Source organism: Pseudomonas sp. PvP025 (genome assembly GCF_017832155.1).
Taxonomy (GTDB): domain Bacteria; phylum Pseudomonadota; class Gammaproteobacteria; order Pseudomonadales; family Pseudomonadaceae; genus Aquipseudomonas.
In genome coordinates, this window is sequence record NZ_JAFIBJ010000001.1 from 5,566,095 (window position 1) to 5,584,545 (window position 18,451).

18 protein-coding genes are annotated in these 18,451 nt (G+C 62.1%); 8 read left to right on the forward strand and 10 right to left on the reverse strand.

Annotation, left to right across the window (positions count from 1 at the left end; translation table 11 throughout):
* Positions 1 to 12: 12 nt before the first annotated feature.
* Positions 13 to 1,233: a hypothetical protein gene (locus JOE32_RS24390; RefSeq protein ID WP_209990031.1), complete on the forward strand. Its 1,221-nt coding sequence runs from the start codon at positions 13 to 15 to the stop codon at positions 1,231 to 1,233.
* 145 nt (positions 1,234 to 1,378) lie between these two features.
* On the opposite strand, the gene JOE32_RS24395 is transcribed toward JOE32_RS24390, so the two are convergent.
* The 3 genes from JOE32_RS24395 to JOE32_RS24405 form a co-directional block, all read right to left on the reverse strand.
* Positions 1,379 to 1,729: a DUF2892 domain-containing protein gene (locus JOE32_RS24395; protein WP_209990034.1), complete on the reverse strand. Its 351-nt coding sequence runs from the start codon at positions 1,727 to 1,729 to the stop codon at positions 1,379 to 1,381.
* A 67-nt stretch (positions 1,730 to 1,796) separates the two neighbouring features.
* Positions 1,797 to 2,264, reverse strand: coding sequence for an RNA methyltransferase (locus JOE32_RS24400; RefSeq protein ID WP_003189607.1), 468 nt, complete (start codon positions 2,262 to 2,264; stop codon positions 1,797 to 1,799).
* A 160-nt stretch (positions 2,265 to 2,424) separates the two neighbouring features.
* Positions 2,425 to 2,799 (reverse strand): YajD family HNH nuclease, encoded by a 375-nt coding sequence (locus JOE32_RS24405; protein WP_003172528.1) that lies wholly within the window; start codon positions 2,797 to 2,799, stop codon positions 2,425 to 2,427.
* 97 nt (positions 2,800 to 2,896) lie between these two features.
* Here JOE32_RS24405 and JOE32_RS24410 point away from each other — a divergent pair, with 97 nt between their 5' ends.
* On the forward strand, positions 2,897 to 3,817 hold the full coding sequence (locus tag JOE32_RS24410) for a ParB/Srx family N-terminal domain-containing protein (RefSeq protein WP_209990038.1): 921 nt from the start codon (positions 2,897 to 2,899) through the stop codon (positions 3,815 to 3,817).
* A gap of 123 nt (positions 3,818 to 3,940) precedes the next feature.
* Here JOE32_RS24410 and JOE32_RS24415 read toward each other — a convergent pair whose 3' ends face one another.
* Positions 3,941 to 4,627, reverse strand: coding sequence for a hypothetical protein (locus JOE32_RS24415; protein WP_057009540.1), 687 nt, complete (start codon positions 4,625 to 4,627; stop codon positions 3,941 to 3,943).
* Positions 4,628 to 4,705: 78 nt separating this feature from the next.
* Between JOE32_RS24415 and JOE32_RS24420 the strand changes: the two genes are divergently transcribed.
* Positions 4,706 to 4,990 carry a hypothetical protein gene (locus tag JOE32_RS24420; RefSeq protein ID WP_209990041.1) on the forward strand — a complete coding sequence of 95 codons (285 nt, stop codon included), beginning with the start codon at positions 4,706 to 4,708 and terminating at the stop codon, positions 4,988 to 4,990.
* Here the strand turns inward: JOE32_RS24420 and JOE32_RS24425 are convergent.
* Positions 4,987 to 7,032 (reverse strand): S9 family peptidase, encoded by a 2,046-nt coding sequence (locus JOE32_RS24425; protein WP_209990043.1) that lies wholly within the window; start codon positions 7,030 to 7,032, stop codon positions 4,987 to 4,989. The genes JOE32_RS24420 and JOE32_RS24425 overlap by 4 nt on opposite strands.
* Before the next feature lie 24 nt (positions 7,033 to 7,056).
* Between JOE32_RS24425 and JOE32_RS24430 the strand changes: the two genes are divergently transcribed.
* From JOE32_RS24430 to JOE32_RS24440, 3 genes are read left to right on the forward strand one after another with little or no spacing between them, the layout of a single operon-like run.
* Positions 7,057 to 7,587 carry a hypothetical protein gene (locus tag JOE32_RS24430; protein WP_057009543.1) on the forward strand — a complete coding sequence of 177 codons (531 nt, stop codon included), beginning with the start codon at positions 7,057 to 7,059 and terminating at the stop codon, positions 7,585 to 7,587.
* A 21-nt stretch (positions 7,588 to 7,608) separates the two neighbouring features.
* Entirely contained in the window at positions 7,609 to 8,385 is a 777-nt protein-coding gene (locus tag JOE32_RS24435) for a class II glutamine amidotransferase (RefSeq protein ID WP_209990046.1), read from the forward strand.
* Positions 8,386 to 8,396: 11 nt separating this feature from the next.
* A complete protein-coding gene (locus JOE32_RS24440) occupies positions 8,397 to 8,939 on the forward strand; it encodes a DUF2937 family protein (protein WP_209990048.1) in 543 nt (180 codons plus the stop codon).
* Here the strand turns inward: JOE32_RS24440 and JOE32_RS24445 are convergent.
* From JOE32_RS24445 to JOE32_RS24460, 4 genes are all read right to left on the reverse strand, one after another.
* Positions 8,936 to 9,109: a hypothetical protein gene (locus JOE32_RS24445; protein ID WP_209990052.1), complete on the reverse strand. Its 174-nt coding sequence runs from the start codon at positions 9,107 to 9,109 to the stop codon at positions 8,936 to 8,938. The genes JOE32_RS24440 and JOE32_RS24445 overlap by 4 nt on opposite strands.
* A gap of 487 nt (positions 9,110 to 9,596) precedes the next feature.
* Entirely contained in the window at positions 9,597 to 10,775 is a 1,179-nt protein-coding gene (locus JOE32_RS24450) for a VWA domain-containing protein (protein ID WP_209990055.1), read from the reverse strand.
* Positions 10,775 to 11,620, reverse strand: coding sequence for a MoxR family ATPase (locus tag JOE32_RS24455; protein ID WP_209990058.1), 846 nt, complete (start codon positions 11,618 to 11,620; stop codon positions 10,775 to 10,777). Before JOE32_RS24455 ends, JOE32_RS24450 begins: the two co-directional genes overlap by 1 nt.
* Positions 11,621 to 11,833: 213 nt before the next feature.
* Complete coding sequence (locus JOE32_RS24460; protein ID WP_209990060.1) at positions 11,834 to 12,910, reverse strand: DUF748 domain-containing protein; 1,077 nt, start codon at positions 12,908 to 12,910, stop codon at positions 11,834 to 11,836.
* Between the two features lie 124 nt (positions 12,911 to 13,034).
* Between JOE32_RS24460 and cysK the strand changes: the two genes are divergently transcribed.
* Together cysK and JOE32_RS24470 are read left to right on the forward strand one after the other, a co-directional pair.
* Positions 13,035 to 14,009: a cysteine synthase A gene (gene cysK, locus JOE32_RS24465; RefSeq protein ID WP_209990062.1), complete on the forward strand. Its 975-nt coding sequence runs from the start codon at positions 13,035 to 13,037 to the stop codon at positions 14,007 to 14,009.
* A gap of 144 nt (positions 14,010 to 14,153) precedes the next feature.
* Positions 14,154 to 15,092, forward strand: a complete 939-nt coding sequence (locus JOE32_RS24470; RefSeq protein ID WP_209990065.1) for an aspartyl/asparaginyl beta-hydroxylase domain-containing protein — start codon at positions 14,154 to 14,156, stop codon at positions 15,090 to 15,092.
* Between the two features lie 484 nt (positions 15,093 to 15,576).
* Here JOE32_RS24470 and acnA read toward each other — a convergent pair whose 3' ends face one another.
* On the reverse strand, positions 15,577 to 18,318 hold the full coding sequence (gene acnA / locus JOE32_RS24475; RefSeq protein ID WP_209990067.1) for an aconitate hydratase AcnA: 2,742 nt from the start codon (positions 18,316 to 18,318) through the stop codon (positions 15,577 to 15,579).
* Positions 18,319 to 18,451: the final 133 nt, after the last annotated feature.

Sequence of the window (18,451 nt, forward strand, 5' to 3'; positions counted from 1 at the left end):
CCAGGAGTGGGTATGAGGGAAGTGATCAAGCTGGCGGTCGCCCTGACGCTGCTGACAATGAGCAGCTCGGCCTGGTGTGCGAAAAAGGTCGACCTGGACTATCACGTCAAGCTGCTGCCCCAGAGCGATCAGGCCGAAGTGCGCGTAAGCCTGTCCCACGGCGCGGCGGTGCGCAGCCTGAATTTCGAGCTGGGCCAAGCGGGCGACTACAGCGACTTCAAGGCCGACGGCCAGTGGAAGGTCACCGGCAGCCGTGGCCTGTGGCAACCCGATGCCGACAAGGCCAGCCTCACTTACCGCGTGCGCCTGAGCCATGCGCGCAAGCCGGGTACCTATGAAGCGCGGATGACGCCGAGCTGGGCTCTGTTTCGCGGTGAAGACCTGGTGCCGACCGCGCACCTGGACCAGCAGGACGGTGTCGAACTGGTCTCGCGCCTGGTGTTCGAGCTGCCGCCTGGCTGGAAAAGCGTCGAGACCGCCTGGCCGCGCATCGGCAAGCACAAATTCCGCATCGACAATGTGTCGCGCCTGTTCGACCGGCCCACCGGCTGGATGCTCGCCGGCACCCTCGGCAGCCGCCGCGTGCGCCTGGGGGACACCGACGTCACCGTGGCCTCGCCCAAGGGCCAGGCCATGCGCCGCATGGATGTGCTGACCTTGCTGACCTTCGTCTGGCCGCAGGTGGAGGCCGCGTTCCCGCGTCACCCGGCCAAGCTGCTGGTGGTGGGCGCCAGCGACCCGATGCGCCGTGGCGCGTTTGCGGCGCGTGACTCGATCTACCTCAACAGCCGCACGCCGCTGGTGAGTGAGAGTGGCAGCAGCCCATTGCTGCGTGAAGTGGTGCAGGCCATCGGGCGATTCAATGACCACGACACCAGCGACTGGATCAGCGAAGGGTTCGGCGAGTTTTATGCGATTGAGTTGATGCGCCGTGCCGGCGGGATTACCGATGAGCGCTATGCCGCAATTCAGGCGCGGCTGGGCAAGCAGGGCAAGGACGTGACCAGCCTGCGCGGCGAACACGTCAGCGGCGCCACGGTGGCGCGGGCGGTGCTGGTGTTGCAGGACCTGGACCGTGAGATCCGCGTGAAGACCCATAACAAGCGGTCCCTGGATGATCTGGCACAGGCGGTGATGCGGGCTGACAGCGTGAACACGGCGCAATTTGTGCAGTTGGCTGCAAGCATTATCGGTGAGCCATCAACGGTGCTCGATTCCAGATTACTGCACTGATCTGGAAGCACACACACCAGGGCAAATGTGGGAGGGGGCTTGCTCCCGATGGCGGTAGTTCAGTCACTGATGTGTTGACTGACACACTGCCATCGGGAGCAAGCCCCCTCCCACATTTGGATGTTCAACAGGCATGAAAGCCTGATCAGTCGGTGGTTTTTACCGCTTTCTCGGCGGCCACTTCGGCTTTGGTCTTGAGGTTGTTCAGCTCTGCGCCGGACCGTTCAATCTTGGTGCGCAGGCTGTTCATCTCCTGACGACCCTGCTCCAGCTTGTCCTTGAGCGAACTGTGGCCGGTAAAGCCGCGCTTGAGCGCCACGCCGCCGATTGCCACCTGGATCAGGCCGAACACGCCGCCACGGCGCAGGCCTTTGCCCAGCATGATGAAACCGCCGGCCACCGAGCCGATGCGTTCCCAGCCGTGCACGTTTTGCTCATGCTGCGGGGCGGGCTGCAGGTGCTCGATGATAGGTCGCAGGTGTGTGCTGTCACTCATGATCCGTCTCCAACAAGGGCTAGTGTAAATAGCTGACTGCTGGCCGGCGCCGGATGTTCCCGAAAAATCAGTACTTGGGCCCCGAGCGGGTGTTGTTGCCCTTGGCCAGGCGGTCGTAGAGCACCACATTGACGGTGGCGGCAAGGTTCATGCAGCCGGTGGTCGGGATGTACACCACGTCTTCGCACCAGTCGCGGATCTCTTTATCCAGCGAGCCGTCTTCGGGGCCGAAGATATACAGCGCGCGGTCGGGATGGGTGTATTCGGGCAGCGGACGGGCGCCTTCCACCAGCTCCACGGCAACCGGGATGCAGCCCAGAGGCAGGATTTTCTTCAGGTCATCGATGCCGATCAGCGGAATGTCGTGGTGGACCTTTTTGGTGTCGGTGATGAAATCCCGCGCGCGCTCGTAACGCACGCCGGTGTAGAACACCGAGGCCACGCCGTAGCAGCCGGCGGCACGCATCACCGAGCCGACGTTCTCGGGTGATTTGGGGTTATACAGACCAATGCAGCTGTAGCGTTTATTGCCCACGGGGAAGGGTGCCTTGACGAAAAGGCGCGATTATACGGCCTTGAAGTGATGCGGTGCTTGCACGATCGCTGTCGGGAGCAAGCCCCTCCCACTGTTGGACTGCATTTCAGTGTGGGAGGGGGCTTGCCCCCGATGAGGCCGGTACAGGCGATGACGATGTTCAGCTGTCTTTCTTCATCAACCCCGCCAACGCCGCAAACGGGTTGTGCGTGGCCTTGGCAATCGTCGGGCTGCTGGTGGAGCCTTCGCCGAAATACTGCTGGTCGGTGTAGCGCGAGTGCTCGTTGTCATGGCAATACAGGCACAGCAATTCCCAGTTGGAGCCATCCTGAGGATTGTCATCATGGTTATGGTTGCGGTGGTGTACGGTCAGTTCGCTCAGGCGTTTGCCGGCGAACTCACGGGCGCAGCGGCCGCACACGTGGGGGTACATTTTCAGGGCTTTGTCGCGATAGCCCATTTCCCGGTCGCGCTGGGCATCGGCGAGAATGCGGTCCAGCTTGGCGGTGTGGGAGGGCGGGTTGGTCGAGCTCATCATGGCTCCTGGCTGTTTGAGGGTTCACGGATACCGTGGATTCTAGCTGCTCGCGCGCTAAATAACCGCTTCACTTTAGCCATAAGGATTCAACTTCATGCGTCTGCATTCATGGATTGCTGCATTGCTGCTGTGTGGGGTGACTGCCCACGCCCACGCCCTTTCTGTGCCCAGGCCCGGGCAGGTGATCGAAGTGGCCCTCGAGCAGTTGCATCCCACCCAGGCCGTGGTGGGTTTTGACCAGATCTATTACAGCCTGGGGTTGTTCGCCGCCAAACCGGCCAAGGTCTTTGACGAGTACTGCGAAACCAACGGCCAGGGCGAAGCGAAAAAGGTGCCGAAAAAGGCCGACCTGCATCACCCCGAGAGCTTTACCTGCGAGGATCCGGTAGGTGCTCACCCGGATGAGATGAAAACCGTCGTGGTCGGCCCCGGCGGCCAGCTGTACCTGACCGACGGTCACCACAGCTTCACCACGCTGTGGGAAGTGCCCGGCGGCGGAGCGCGCTTGAAAATGTGGGTCCGGGTGACCGACGATTTCAGCAGCAGCCCGGACATGAACACCTTCTGGCAGCGTATGGCAGCGGCGCGCAAAGTCTGGCTCAAGGACAGTCAGGGCCGGACCCTGGCGCCTGAGCAGTTGCCGGCGCATCTGGGCTTCAAGCACCTGCAGAACGACACCTTTCGCAGCCTGGTGTATTTCACCCGCAAGGCCGCCTATGGCAAGCCGGACGATGGCGAGATTGCCCCCGAATTTCTGGAGTTTTACTGGGGCGACTGGCTGCGCACGCAGATTGATTTGAGCCAGTACAACCTGGACAGCAAAGGTGGCTACAAGGACGCCATCGAAGCCGTTGCCAAGCGCATGGTCAGCCTGGCGCCAGGCTCGAAGGTGGGTGACAGCGGGTTTACCGCTCATCAACTGGGCGGCATGAGCGAGCTGGATCGCAAGGCGCTGGAGAAAACCTTCGAGAATAAAGTGCCGTACATCTTTGACTACCGCAAATCCCTGCGCTGAAACAGGTTAGAAATGTGGGAGGGGGCTTGCTCCCGATAGCAGTGTGTCAGTCAACACATCGGTGACTGAGCTACCGCTATCGGGAGCAAGCCCCCTCCCACAGGGGATTTGTGGTGTCTGGTATCAGGCTTTCAGTTTTTCGGCGATCCAGATGGTGTGCCGGGTGCCTTTGTTGCCATGGGCAAATACCTGCACTTCCTCGGCCTTGAAGCCGGCCTTGCGCAGTTTGTCGCTGAACAGCCTGTCGGCGCTGGCCGACCACACGGCCAATACGCCCTTGGGCCGCAGTGCCTTGGCGCAGGCGGCCAGGCCACCGGCGGAGTAGAGCCAGCTGTTGGCTTTTTGCGTGAGGCCTTCGGGGCCGTTGTCGACGTCGAGCATGATCGCATCAAAGCCCTGGGGTTCGGCCTGCAGCACCTTGGCCACGTCTTCCAGGCGGATCACGGTGCGCGGGTCCAGCAGCGGGCGGCCGGATTTTTCGCCCAGCGGGCCGCGGTTCCACTCCACCACGCCGGGCACCAGCTCGGCCACCACCACTTCGGCGGTCTTGCCCAGGTGCTTGAGCGCCGAAGCCAGGGTAAAACCCATGCCCAGCCCGCCGATCAATACCCGTGAACCGGGACGCCCGGCCACCTTGCGGCAGGGAATTTCCGCCAGGGCATCCTCGGAGCCGTGCATGCGGGTGTTCATCAGCTGGCCGCCGTCACCGCCCTGGATCTTGATGACAAAATCCTCGCCGTATTCGAACAGGCACAGGGCGCCGCCGTTGTCGGGGATCGGGGTGGTGTCGAGCAGAATGAAACGTTTCATGGAAATCTCATTGGGAAGGGCATTCTTGCGCGGTTGGGAGTAGCCTTGAGGCATTCCGGTCAGGCCATGGAGCCATCGATGAAGTGCAGCATTCTAACGGTCATTGTGCTCGGCGCGCTCACATTGGGTGCCGCGCAGGCGCAGGAGGTGCAGAGTGTACCGGCCGCCCCCGCGCCAACCCCAGGCGCGCCGGGCACTCCGACGCCGACGCTGTACCCGCAGGTGACGCCGCCGGCGTTGCCTAAAGCCAACGCCGACGGCTCGCCGGCGCTGGTGCCGATCGTGTTGCCGACGCCGCCCAAGGACCAGACCGTGCCTGGCCTGCAGCAGAACGACAGCAAACCGAAGACCCCCGGTGGTTAAGCGTCGAGTGCCAGCGCCTTGAACACAAACGCGTATTCCAGCGCCACGTCGCGTAGCCCCTGGTAGCGACCGCTCATCCCGCCGTGGCCCGCACCCAGTTCGGTCTTGAGCAGCAGCAGGTTGTCGGAGGTGGCGGTGTCGCGCAGCTTGGCGACCCATTTGGCCGCTTCCCAGTACTGCACGCGGCTGTCGTTGTAGCCGGCGATCACCAGCAGCGCCGGGTAGGCCTGGGCGCTGACGTTTTCGTACGGCGCATACGCCTTGATGCGCGCATACACCTCGGGCTCTTCGGGGTTGCCCCATTCGTCGTACTCGGTGATCGTCAGCGGCAGCTCCGGGTCGAGCATGGTGTTGAGCACATCCACAAACGGCACTTCGGCAATCGCCGCCTGGAATAGCGCCGGACGCTGGTTGAGCACCGCGCCGATCAACAGACCGCCGGCACTGCCGCCGCTGATCGCCAGTTGCCGGGAGGTGGTCAGGCCCTCGGCAATCAGGTGTTCGGCGCAGGCGATAAAGTCGCTGAAGGTGTTCTGCTTGTGGGCCTGCTTGCCGTTGCGGTACCAGGCTTCCCCCAGCTCGCCGCCACCGCGCACGTGGGCGATGGCGAACGCCACGCCACGGTCCAGCAGGCTCAGGCGCGCGTGGGAGAACCACGGGTCGAGGCTCTGGCCGTAGGCGCCGTAACCGTAGAGGTACAGCGGGGTCGGCTTGCCCAGTTGGTCGCGCTTGATCACCAGGCTGATCGGCACCTGAGTGCCGTCGGCCGAGGTGGCCCACAGGCGCTGGCTGACGTAGTCATCGGCATTGAATGCGCCGAGTACCGGGGTTTCCTTGAGTACCTGTTGCGCGCCGCTGGCCAGCTCCAACTGACGCACCTGGGCCGGGCGGTTCAGCGCTTCGTAGCGCAGGCGGATCCTGTCGCTGGGGAATTCCAGGCTGTTCTGTACGTAGAGGCTGTAGGCGGCGTCGGGTAACTCCACGCGATAGGCCGGCACGCCCTCGGCATGCACTTCGATCACCGGCAGGCCGCCGATGCGCAGGCTCAGGGTCATGGCGCGGGCATTCAGGCTCACGCCGTCGAGCATCACCTCGTCGCTGTGGGGGATCAGCGTGTGCCAGTCGGCCTCGCCGGGCACGGTGCCGGTGTCGGCGGCGACAAACAGCGCGTAATTGATGCCGTCGCGGTTGCTGCGGATAAACCAGGTCCACTCACCGTCAAGCTGGCCGTGGTCGACATCGTATTCATGGTCTTCGACGCGAGGCGCCAGGCAGGTGAAGTCCAGGTGCGGCTGGCCTGCGTCCAGTGCCCAGATTTCGCTGGTGGTCTTGCTGCCCAGGGCCAGCAGCAGCTGGCGCTCGGAACTGGAACGGTAGCAGTGCAGGAAGAAACGCCCGTCGGGTTCGTGGAACACTTCCTGTGCCGCCGTGCCGTCCAGGCGGTAGCGATACAGCTTGTGCGGGCGATGGGTGTCGTCCAGCTCGCCAAAAAACAGGGTGAGGCTGTCATTGGCCCAGGTCATGCTGCCGTCGCAGTCCTGGAATTCCAGTTCGCTGACCTTGCCCGAGGACAATTCCTTGACGAACAGGGTGTAGATCTCTTCGCCACTGGTGTCGAGGCTGTAGGCCAGGCGCTGGTGGTCGGGGCTGATGCTGAAGGCGCCCAGCGAGAAAAAGCCGCCGCCAGCCAAGGCGTTCGGGTCCAGCAGCAGTTCTTCGCTGTCTTCATCCACCTGATTGCTGTCGTCGACAGGGCGGCGGCAGCGGTAGTGGCGGGCGTATTCGTCGCCGGCGGTGGTGCGCGTGTAATACAGATACGGGCCCCACGGAGAGGGCAGCGACAGGTCGGTCTCGAGGATGCGGCCCTTGATTTCCTCGAACAGCGTGTCGCGCAGCGCCTGCTGGTCGGCGAGCTGGGCTTGCTGCCAGGCGTTTTCGGCCTTGAGGTAGTCGAGGACGTCTGCGTTATCGCGCTCCTGCAGCCAGGCGTACGGGTCTGGACCTGGGGCCTTGCGGGCGATCGGGGCATTGGATAGGGGCATGGATCACTCTCTGTCTGGCGGACGGTGGCAGGCATTGCAGCCGCGACACGCAAAAGCCGTTATCATAGCCGCCTCTTTGCCAGCCTTGCCATGGACACCATGACCGAGAACGATTATCTGATTGCCTGGGGCCTTTACGCCTTCGCCGCATTGGGCTGCCTGTTGGTGTGGTGGCGCATGACCCGCTGGATCTGGCGCTGGCTGCGCGAGCCACTGCAATTGCTGATGGCGGTGCTGCTGTTCAGCCCGACCATCGTCGATCCGGTCAAGACCCAGTTTGCGCCGGCCGTGGCCATTACCGCGCTGGACCTGGTGCTCAAGGTCGGCAACAACGCCTGGCGGGCGATTTCCGATTTGTTCATGTACACGATGATCGTCTTCGCCGTGTATATCGTCATCGTGTTGATTCGCTGGCCCATCGAGCGCGCCGCCAATGCGCGCCGCGAGCGCAAGGCTGCGTTCGATGCGGCGCTGGCCCAGGAGCCGGCTGAAGACGACGAGCCTTTCCACCGTCCGGCACCCGCCAGCGGCACGCGGGTCGAACCGCGCCTTTAACGTTGCAGCGAGAGCCCTGGCATGTGTGAATTATTGGGCATGAGTGCCAACGTCCCCACCGATATCGTGTTCAGCTTTACCGGGCTGATGCAGCGCGGCGGGCGCACCGGCCCGCACCGTGACGGTTGGGGCATTGCCTTTTACGAAGGCCGTGGCCTGCGCCTGTTCCAGGACCCGGCGGCGAGCAGTGAGTCGGAAGTCGCGCTGCTGGTGCAGCGTTATCCCATCAAGAGCGAAGTGGTGATCGGGCATATCCGCCAGGCCAACGTCGGCAAGGTCAGCCTGGCCAACACCCATCCGTTCGTGCGCGAGCTGTGGGGCCGCAACTGGTGCTTCGCCCACAACGGCCAACTGGCGCAGTTCAATCCGCGCGCCACTTTTTACCGCCCGGTGGGCGACACCGACAGCGAAGCGGCCTTCTGCGATCTGCTCAACCGTGTGCGCGAAGCCTTCCCGGAACCGGTGGACATCAAGCAGGTGCTGCCCGACCTGATCGCCGCCTGCACCGAATACCGCAGCAAGGGCGTATTCAACTGCCTGCTCAGCGACGGCGACTGGCTGTTTTGCTATTGCACGACTAAATTGGCGCAGATCACCCGACGCGCACCCTTTGGCCCGGCGCGCTTGAAGGATGTCGACGTGATCGTCGATTTCCAGGCCGAAACCACGCCCAATGACGTGGTGACGGTGATTGCCACCGAACCGTTGACCGACAACGAAAACTGGACCCGCTACGAACCGGGCCAATGGAGCCTGTGGCGACGCGGTGAATGCGTCAGCCAGGGCGTTACCGAGTAAGGATATCGACCATGTTGCTCAGCTATCTGCGGTTGGTGCTGTTTGCCATTGGCCTGTTGGTCGGCGTGCAAGTGCCGGGTTTCATCAACGACTACGCCAAGCGCGTCGAAGCCCACCTGATCGAGGCCCAGACCGGCCTGCGCGGGTTCGAGACCACCGCGCAGCAGTTTTTCAAGGGCGACCTGCAGGCGCTGGTGGCCCATTACCGCGCCAGTGATGACCCGGTGTTCCAGAGCGACGCCAACAGCCTGGGTGCCATGCTTGACCGCCAGCTTGCGTTGGACAAGCAGTTCCAGGCCATGCAAGGCCCCTGGTACATCCGCGCCCTGCAGGTGGCGGTGGCCGCCAACCCGGACATTCGCCGGGAGACCTGGAATGGCTACAGTTACCAGATCCTGCTGACCCCCGAAGCGATGGGCTGGGGGTTGGGTGGGGCGATGCTGTTGTCGTTCGGCATCGAATGCCTGTTCCGCCTGATCGACTGGGTGGTGCTGGGCGGCAAGCGCCTGCGCCAGAGCCGTCCGATTGAAGAGCGTGACCTCAAAGGCCTTTAAATAGCGGCTCGATCCACTGTGGGAGCCAGCCCCCTCTTATCAAACACAAAATAACTTTTTGATTTAAAACCTGAAATTTCAAGCAGCCAGTTTCCTGTGGTGAGCAGGCTTGTCCTGCGTTGGGCTGCGCAGCAGCCCCAAAGCCATGCTCCGGGCAGGGTCAGGTACACCGCGTTTTCCTTGATTGGGGGCGCTGCGCCCCCCAATGCCGTTCAGTTAAGCCAGCGTGATGTTCAAAGCAAAGAGCGGTGCGACTTTTTCGGTGTACATATCCGTTTCTGCTGTAACGGCTGCTGGCGGTTCCGCTCTTACAGCGGCTCACTTTTGAAAAGCGCAAAAGTAAGCAAAACGCTCTTGCCCCAACACTCGGCACCTCGCCTAGGCTCGGTGTGCCCGAACGCAGGCTTTGGAGCGTGGGCCGCCGCGATGGGCCATCCATGGCCCAGCGCGGCTAACCCGGCGTCCTGCCGGGTTACCCACGCTCCAAAGCCTGCGTTCGGCCAGCGTGTTTGACGGGGCGCCTAAGATCAAGATCAAGATCAAGATCAAGAGCGCGGCGGCCTGAGAGCCGACCGAAATGGCAAGCCCGCTCGCCACAGAGGCCCCAGCTTGCTGCGCGACAGCGCTACGTCGAAGAGGTAGTGGGGACTCTCACCGTTATTTGGATAGAAAGCGCATGCCTTCTTCCAGCCCGCGCAACGTCAGCGGGTACATCTGATCTTCCACCAACTCGCGCACAATCCCCGTCGACGCCGTATAGCCCCAGGTGTCCTTCGGGTACGGATTGATCCAGATCAGCTTCTTGTACTTGGCCATGAAGCGCTGCATCCACACATAGCCCGGCTCCTCGTTCCAGTGTTCGACGCTGCCGCCGGCCTGGGTGATTTCATAGGGCGCCATCGACGCGTCGCCGATAAAGATCACTTTGTAATCGGCGCCGTACTTGTGCAGCAGGTCCTGGGTTGAGGTGCGCTCCGAGGTGCGGCGCTGGTTGTTCTTCCACACCGACTCGTACACGAAGTTGTGGAAGTAGAAGTACTCCAGGTGTTTGAACTCGGTCTTGCACGCAGAGAACAGCTCTTCGCAGATCTTCACATGGGCGTCCATCGAGCCGCCGATATCGAATAGCAGCAACAGCTTGATGGTGTTGCGCCGTTCCGGGCGCATCTGGATATTCAGCAGGCCGGCGTCGCGCGCGGTGTGATCGATGGTGCCGTCGATGTCCAGCTCTTCGGCCGCACCCTGGCGCGCGAATTTGCGCAGGCGGCGCAGGGCCACCTTGATGTTGCGCGTGCCCAGCTCGACCTGATCGTCGAGGTTCTTGTACTCGCGCTGGTCCCACACCTTCACGGCCTTGCCCTTGCGCTCGCCGGCATCGCCCACGCGTATGCCCTCCGGGTTGTAGCCGCCGGAACCAAACGGGCTGGTGCCGCCGGTGCCGATCCACTTGTTGCCGCCGGCGTGGCGTTCCTTCTGTTCTTCCAGGCGTTTCTTGAATGCCTCGATGAGCTTGTCGAGGCCGCCGAGGGACTGGATCTGCGCGCGTTCCTCATCGCTCAGCGAGCGTTCGAACTCCTTGCGCAGCCAGTCCTCGGGGATCAGCGCCTGCAGGTGGTCGTCGAGTTTTTCCAGACCGTTGAAGTAGGCCCCGAAGGCGCGGTCGAACTTGTCGAAATGCCGCTCGTCCTTGACCAGAATCGCCCGCGCCAGGTAGTAGAACTCGTCCATGTCGGCGAAGGTCACGCGCTGTTTGAGCGCGTTGATCAGGTCAAGCAGCTCGCGCACCGACACCGGCACCTTGGCGGCGCGCATTTCATTGAACAGGTTGAGCAGCATCAGCGATTACCGCGACGGCTCATGAATGCCAGCCGTTCCAGCAACTGCACGTCCTGCTCGTTCTTGACCAGTGCGCCGGCCAGCGGCGGAATGGCTTTGGTCGGGTCGCGCTCGCGCAGCACCGCTTCGCCGATGTTGTCGGCCATCAGCAGCTTGAGCCAGTCGACCAGTTCGGAGGTGGAAGGTTTTTTCTTCAGGCCCGGCACTTTGCGCACGTCGAAGAACACGTCCAGCGCTTCGCTGACCAGGTCCTTCTTGATGTCGGGGTAGTGCACATCGACGATTTTCTGCAGGGTGGTGCGGTCGGGGAACGCGATGTAGTGGAAGAAGCAGCGGCGCAGGAACGCGTCCGGCAGCTCTTTTTCGTTGTTGGAGGTAATGATGATGATCGGGCGTTTCTTCGCCTTGATGGTCTCGTCGATTTCGTAGACGTAGAACTCCATCTTGTCGAGTTCCTGCAACAGGTCGTTGGGGAATTCGATATCGGCCTTGTCGATTTCATCGATCAGCAGGATCACCCGCTCTTCGGCCTCGAAGGCCTCCCACAGCTTGCCTTTCTTCAGGTAGTTGCGTACGTCGTGCACCTTGTCCACGCCCAACTGCGAGTCGCGCAGGCGGCTGACCGCGTCGTACTCGTAGAGGCCCTGGTGCGCCTTGGTAGTGGATTTGATGTGCCAGGTGATCAGCCGGGCGCCGAAGGATTCGGCCAGCTGTTCGGCGAGCATGGTCTTGCCGGTGCCCGGTTCGCCCTTGACCAGCAGCGGCCGCTCCAGGGTGATGGCGGCGTTGACGGCCAGTTTCAGGTCATCGGTAGCCACATAGGCCTGGGTGCCTTCGAACTTCATCGGTGTGTCCTCGGATTCATCAATGCCCGGACTATACCGCGCGGCCCCGGCGACTGTGAACGCAGACGGGTTATTCAGTCTCTGAATGGACGGTCACGTTCATTTCCGGCCAATGCAATCAATGTGGGAGGGGGCTTGCCCCGATAGCGTTGGTTCAGTCATGGATGTATAAACTGACACACCGCCATCGGGAGCAAGTCCCTTCCCACCGTTTTAATCGGCGCTCGGCTTGGGTTGTTCGTAACGGGCATTGAAGGCCTGGATGAAGCCATTGCGCAGGATCGCGATGACCGCGCCAAACGCGCTGACATTCTGCTGATGCACACTGCCGCTCAATTCCACGCGGGTGGCGAACTGATTTTTACGCTGGTTCTTGAGCACCGTCTCGCTGGCGCCGACCACGGCTTCCCAGATCGAACGGAAGATATTCTTGTCCTTGTTTTCGACATCCTGTTGCCAGTCGAACACTTCCACATCGCGCAGCAGCGGCTTTATATAGCCGCGCAGCTGGCCTTTCTCGGCCTGGGCTTCGATCACTACATCGCCGGTGCCGGCCTTGAAATCGAACTTGCCATAGGCCGAGGCGAAGTCATTCATGCGCGTCAGTTGCAGGTCGCGGGCACGGAAGCGGAACTCGAACTCTTCGAAATCGCTCAGTGGGTCGAAGGTGGCGTTGGCTTCCAGAGGTGCCTGGCCTTGCAGCAGCGCCTTGCCTTCAAAGCGTGCGTCGCGCTTGCCTTCCACGTCCACCACGTTGGTCAGGTTGTAGAAACTGGCGTTGACCCCGGTGGCGTTGATATTGACCTTTGGCTTGGAGGTGAAGTTGTGGAACGCGATCTTGCCGTCTTCGATGCGCATTTCGTTGAGGGTGATCGGCAGCAGCTTGCTCAGTTGTTCCTGCCAGTCGGTGCCTTTACCGGTCTGGGACGCGGCCTTGTTGGCGCCGCCGTCGACGAAGTTGATTTCCGGACGCACAAAATGCCCCTCGGCGACCACCGCATGGTCGTACCACAGCGAATGCCAGCTCACCGCGAACTCGATCAGCGGCGCCTTGACGAAGGGCACCGGTACCTTGCCGTCCACCTTGACGATCTGCAGGCCGTTGATCCGGTAGGCGCCGCGCCACAGCGCGAGGTCCACGTCGGCAATTTCGCCACGGTAATCGCCCATGTTGGCGAGCTTTTCGTTCAGGTAATTGCGCACCAGATAGGGCAGGGCGATGTTCAGTGCCACCAGGAAAACCACCAGTGCGGCGACGGTCCAAAGTGGCCAGCTGTAGCGACGTTTCATGAAAGGCTCCTCCGTGCAGATAGGGTGTGGACTGCCGCAGCAGGCGCAACGTTCCGCCGACTGGACGCCTCAAAGCCTGAGGCATACCCTTGTGGCCTTGTTCACATTGCCCCAGGGACCCGTCATGAGCCGCATTTTTGCAGATAACGCGCACTCCATCGGTAACACACCTCTTGTTCAGATCAACCGCATTGCGCCGCGCGGCGTGACCATCCTGGCGAAGATCGAGGGGCGCAACCCGGGCTATTCGGTGAAGTGCCGCATTGGCGCCAACATGATCTGGGACGCCGAAGGCAACGGCAAACTCAAGCCGGGCATGACCATTGTCGAGCCCACCTCCGGCAACACCGGTATCGGCCTGGCCTTTGTCGCTGCGGCCCGTGGCTACAAACTGCTGCTGACCATGCCGGCGTCCATGAGTATCGAGCGGCGCAAGGTGCTCAAGGCCCTGGGCGCCGAACTGGTGCTGACCGAACCGGCCAAAGGCATGAAAGGCGCCATCGACAAAGCCGCTGAAATCGTCGCCGGCGACCCGGCCACCTACTTTATGCCGGCCCAGTTCGAAAACCCGGCCAACCCTGCCATCCACGAAAAAACCACCGGCCCGGAAATCTGGAACGACACCGACGGCGCGGTGGACGTGCTGGTGGCGGGCGTGGGCACCGGCGGCACCATCACCGGTGTGTCGCGCTACATCAAGCACACCGCGGGCAAGCCGATCCTGTCGGTGGCGGTCGAACCGATGGCGTCGCCGGTGATCACCCAGGCGCTGGCCGGTGAAGAGATCAAGCCGAGCCCGCACAAGATCCAGGGGATCGGCGCCGGTTTTGTGCCCAAAAACCTCGACCTGTCGATGGTCGACCGCGTTGAGCGGGTGACCGATGAGGAATCCAAGGCCATGGCCCGGCGCCTGATGCAGGAGGAGGGCATCCTCTGCGGTATCTCCTGCGGCGCGGCGATGGCGGTGGCCGTGCGTCTGGCCGAGAAACTGGAGATGCAGGGCAAGACCATCGTGGTGATCCTGCCGGACTCGGGTGAGCGTTACCTGTCGAGCATGTTGTTCAGCGACTTGTTCACCGATCAGGAGAACCAGGCGTGATGCTCACCACAACTGCCGGCTGATCGCCGGGTTTGATTTGTGTCAGCTGGTCAGCCGGGGCCTTCTGCATACTGGCCCAAATGTTTATCATGGCCGGCTGCTACGTCTGCTGTTGGCCAGGCGCTTATTTTCAGGAGTTGCTGCATGACCTTTTCTTTGGCCGCCAAGTTGTCGGTGTTGCTGCTGTTTATCGGCAGTACGCTGTATGTGCACCTGCGCGGCAAGGCCCGTTTGCCGATGTTGCGCCAGTTCGTCAACCATTCGGCGCTGTTCGCCCCGTATAACGCCTTGATGTACCTGTTCTCCGCGGTACCGTCCAAACCTTACCTGGACCGCAGCAAGTTCCCGGAGCTGGACGTGCTCAAGGATAACTGGGAAGTGATCCGCGAAGAGGCCATGCACCTGTTCGACGAGGGTTACATCCGCGCGGCCGAAAAGAACAATGACGCCGGTTTCGGTTCGTTCTTCAAGAAGGGCTGGAAGCGTTTCTACCTCAAGTGGTACGACAAACCGCTGCCGTCGGCCGAGGCCCTGTGCCCGAAGACTGTGGCGCTGGTGAGCAGCATCCCCAACGTCAAGGGCGCGATGTTTGCGCTGTTGCCGGGTGGCAGCCACCTCAACCCGCACCGCGATCCGTTTGCCGGGTCCTTGCGTTATCACCTGGGCCTGTCAACGCCCAACTCCGACGATTGCCGCATCTTTGTCGACGGCCAGGTTTACGCCTGGCGCGATGGTGAAGACGTGATGTTCGACGAAACCTATGTGCACTGGGTGAAGAACGAAACCGAGCAGACTCGGGTGATCCTGTTTTGCGACATTGAACGTCCGCTGAGCAACCGTCTGATGACCCGTCTCAACCGTTGGGTCAGTAAGCAGCTGGGGCGCGCGACTGCGCCGCAGAATCTGGATGATGAGCGGGTGGGTGGGATTAACCAGGCTTATGCGTGGAGCAAGACGTTCAGCGACAGGTTCAGCGGTCGGGTTAAACAGTTCAAGCGCAAGTATCCCCAGGCTTACCGGATTGCGCGGCCGGTGTTGGCGGTGGGGGTGTTGGTGTTGTTGTGGAAGTGGTTGTTTGGCTGATTTGGTGGGGGATGGGGGCTCTTGGTGTTGGTGTACATATCCGTTGCTGCGGTAACGGCTACGTAGGGTTCCGCCCTTACGGCGTGTCACTTTTGGAAAAGAGCCCCAAAAGTAACCAAAAGGGCTCTTGCCCCACCACTCGGCACCTCGCTTAGGCTCGGTGTGCCCGCACGCAGGCTTGAATCCGTGGGCCGCCGCGATGGGCCATCCCTGGCCCAGCGCGGCTAACCCGGCGTCCTGCCGGGTTACCCACGGATTCAAGCCTGCGTGCGGCCAGCGTGGTTGACGGGGCGCCTGAGATCAAGATCAAGATCAAGATCAAGATCAAAAGCCAAAGCAAAGCGGTGTGATATGTATCAGACAAATGGAGATCAAATGTGGGAGGGGGCTTGCTCCCGATGGCAGTGGGTCAGCTACAAACAAGCTGACTGACCCACCCTCATCGGGAGCAAGCCCCCTCCCACCTTTGCATCTCCAGTGTTGCTTATGAGGCGATCAACTGGCGCAGCACGTAGTGCAGGATGCCACCGGCCTTGAAGTATTCCACTTCATTGAGCGTATCGATCCGGCACAGCACTTCCACTTTCTCGCTGCTGCCATCCTCCCGCGTAATCACCAGCGTCAGGTTCATGCGCGGCACGATCTCCACGTCGGTGAGGCCGAGGATGTCGATTTTCTCCTTGCCGGTGAGTTTGAGCGATTTGCGGTTCTGATCCAGCTTGAACTGCAACGGCAACACACCCATGCCCACCAGATTGGAGCGGTGAATCCGTTCGAAGCTTTCGGCAATGACTGCCTTGACGCCCAGCAGGTTGGTGCCCTTGGCCGCCCAGTCGCGGCTGGAGCCGGTGCCGTATTCCTGGCCGGCGATCACCACCAGCGGCGTGCCTGCGGCCTGGTATTTCATCGCTGCGTCGTAGATCGCCATGCGCTCGCCGGTGGGGATGTACAGCGTATTGCCGCCTTCTTCGCCGCCGAGCATTTCGTTGCGGATGCGGATATTGGCAAAGGTGCCGCGCATCATCACTTCATGGTTGCCCCGGCGTGAGCCGTAGGAGTTGAAGTCGCGCGGTTCCACGCCTTGCTCTTGCAGGTAGCGCCCGGCGGGGCTGTCGACCTTGATGTTGCCGGCAGGCGAGATGTGGTCGGTGGTCACCGAGTCGCCCAGCAGCGCCAGCACGTTGGCGCCCGTGACGTCCTTGATCACCGGCAGGGGGCCGGCAATGTCGTCGAAGAACGGCGGGTGCTGAATATAGGTGGAGTCCTGCTGCCACACGTAGGTAGCGGCCTGGGGCACCTCGATTGCCTGCCATTGCTCGTCACCGGCGAACACTTCGGCGTATTCCTTGTGGAACATGCCCGTGGTGACTTGTGCCACGGCGTCGGCGATCTCTTTGCTGCTCGGCCAGATGTCTTTCAGGTACACCGGATTGCCGTCCTTATCGTTACCCAGCGGCTCGCTGCTGATATCGATACGTACGGTGCCGGCCAGCGCATAGGCCACCACCAGGGGCGGCGAGGCCAGCCAGTTGGTTTTGACCAGCGGGTGCACGCGGCCCTCGAAGTTGCGATTGCCGGACAGCACCGAGGCCACGGCGAGGTCGGCGGTCTGGATGGCTTTTTCAATCGGCTCGGGCAGCGGCCCGGAGTTGCCGATGCAGGTGGTGCAGCCGTAGCCCACCAGGTCGAAACCGAGTTTATCCAGGTACTGGGTGAGGCCTGCGGCGTGGTAATAGTCGGTGACCACCTTGGAGCCCGGCGCCAGGGAGGTCTTGACCCACGGCTTGCGGGTCAGGCCCTTTTCCACGGCCTTTTTTGCCACCAGCCCGGCAGCCATCATCACGCTGGGGTTGGAGGTGTTGGTGCAGGACGTGATGGCGGCGATCACCACCGCGCCGTTTTTCAGGCGATAGGTGGTGCCTTCGTATTCGTAGTCGGCCTCGCCCACCAGGTCTGCATTGCCCACGGCCACGCCACCGCCGCCTTCGCTTTCAAGGCGGCCTTCTTCCTTGTTGGTCGGCTTGAATTGCAGGTCGAGAAAATCGCTGAACGCCTGGCCCACATTCGGCAGCGCCACGCGGTCCTGTGGGCGCTTCGGCCCGGCCAGGCTGGCTTCGACGCTGCCCATGTCCAGCGCCAGGCTGTCGGTGAACACCGGCTCTTGCCCTGCGTTACGCCACAGGCCCTGGGCCTTGGTGTAGGCCTCCACCAGTTTCACGGTTTCGCTGGGGCGACCGGACAGGCGCAGGTAGTCCAGCGTCACGTCGTCCACCGGGAAAAACCCGCAGGTGGCGCCGTATTCCGGGGCCATGTTGGCGATGGTGGCGCGGTCGGCCAGCGGCAGGTCAGCCAGGCCATCGCCGTAGAATTCGACGAATTTACCCACCACGCCTTTTTTGCGCAGCATCTGGGTGACGGTCAGCACCAGGTCGGTGGCGGTAATGCCTTCTTTCAATTTGCCGGTGAGCTTGAAGCCGATCACTTCCGGGATCAGCATCGACACCGGCTGGCCGAGCATGGCCGCTTCCGCTTCAATACCGCCCACGCCCCAGCCGAGCACGCCCAGGCCGTTGATCATGGTGGTGTGGGAGTCGGTGCCCACCAGGGTGTCGGGGAAGGCGTAAGTGCGGCCGTCTTCGTCCTTGGTCCACACGGTGCGGCCCAGGTATTCGAGGTTGACCTGGTGGCAGATGCCGGTGCCCGGTGGCACCACGCTGAAGTTGTCGAAGGCGCTCTGGCCCCAGCGCAGGAAGGCGTAGCGTTCGCCGTTGCGCTGCATCTCGATGTCGACGTTCTGCTCGAAGGCGTCGGCGTTGCCGAACTTGTCGACCATCACAGAGTGGTCAATGACCAGGTCCACGGGGGACAACGGGTTGATGCGCTGCGGGTCGCCACCGGCCTTGGCCACGGCGGCGCGCATGGCGGCGAGGTCGACCACGGCAGGTACGCCGGTAAAATCCTGCATCAGGACGCGGGCGGGGCGGTACTGGATCTCGCGGTCGGACTGGCGCTCTTTGAGCCAGGCGGCGATGGCCTTGAGGTCGGCGCCGGTGACGGTCTTGTCGTCTTCCCAGCGCAGCAGGTTTTCCAGCAGCACTTTGAGCGACATCGGCAGCTTGTCCAGGTCGCCCAGGCTCTTGGCGGCCTCGGGCAGGCTGAAATAGTGGTAGGTCTTGTTGTCGATTTGCAGGGTCTTAAGGGTTCTCAGGCTATCAAGGGATGACATGACACGACTCCTTATGGTCCGCACGGCTACGGACCTGGCGGGACGAACAGAGCGTTTAACTTAGCCCTGTTTTGAGTAGCAGGCTAATAACTGGACTGCCGGGTGAAGTCCAAGGTTCCGAACTCGGCTATCA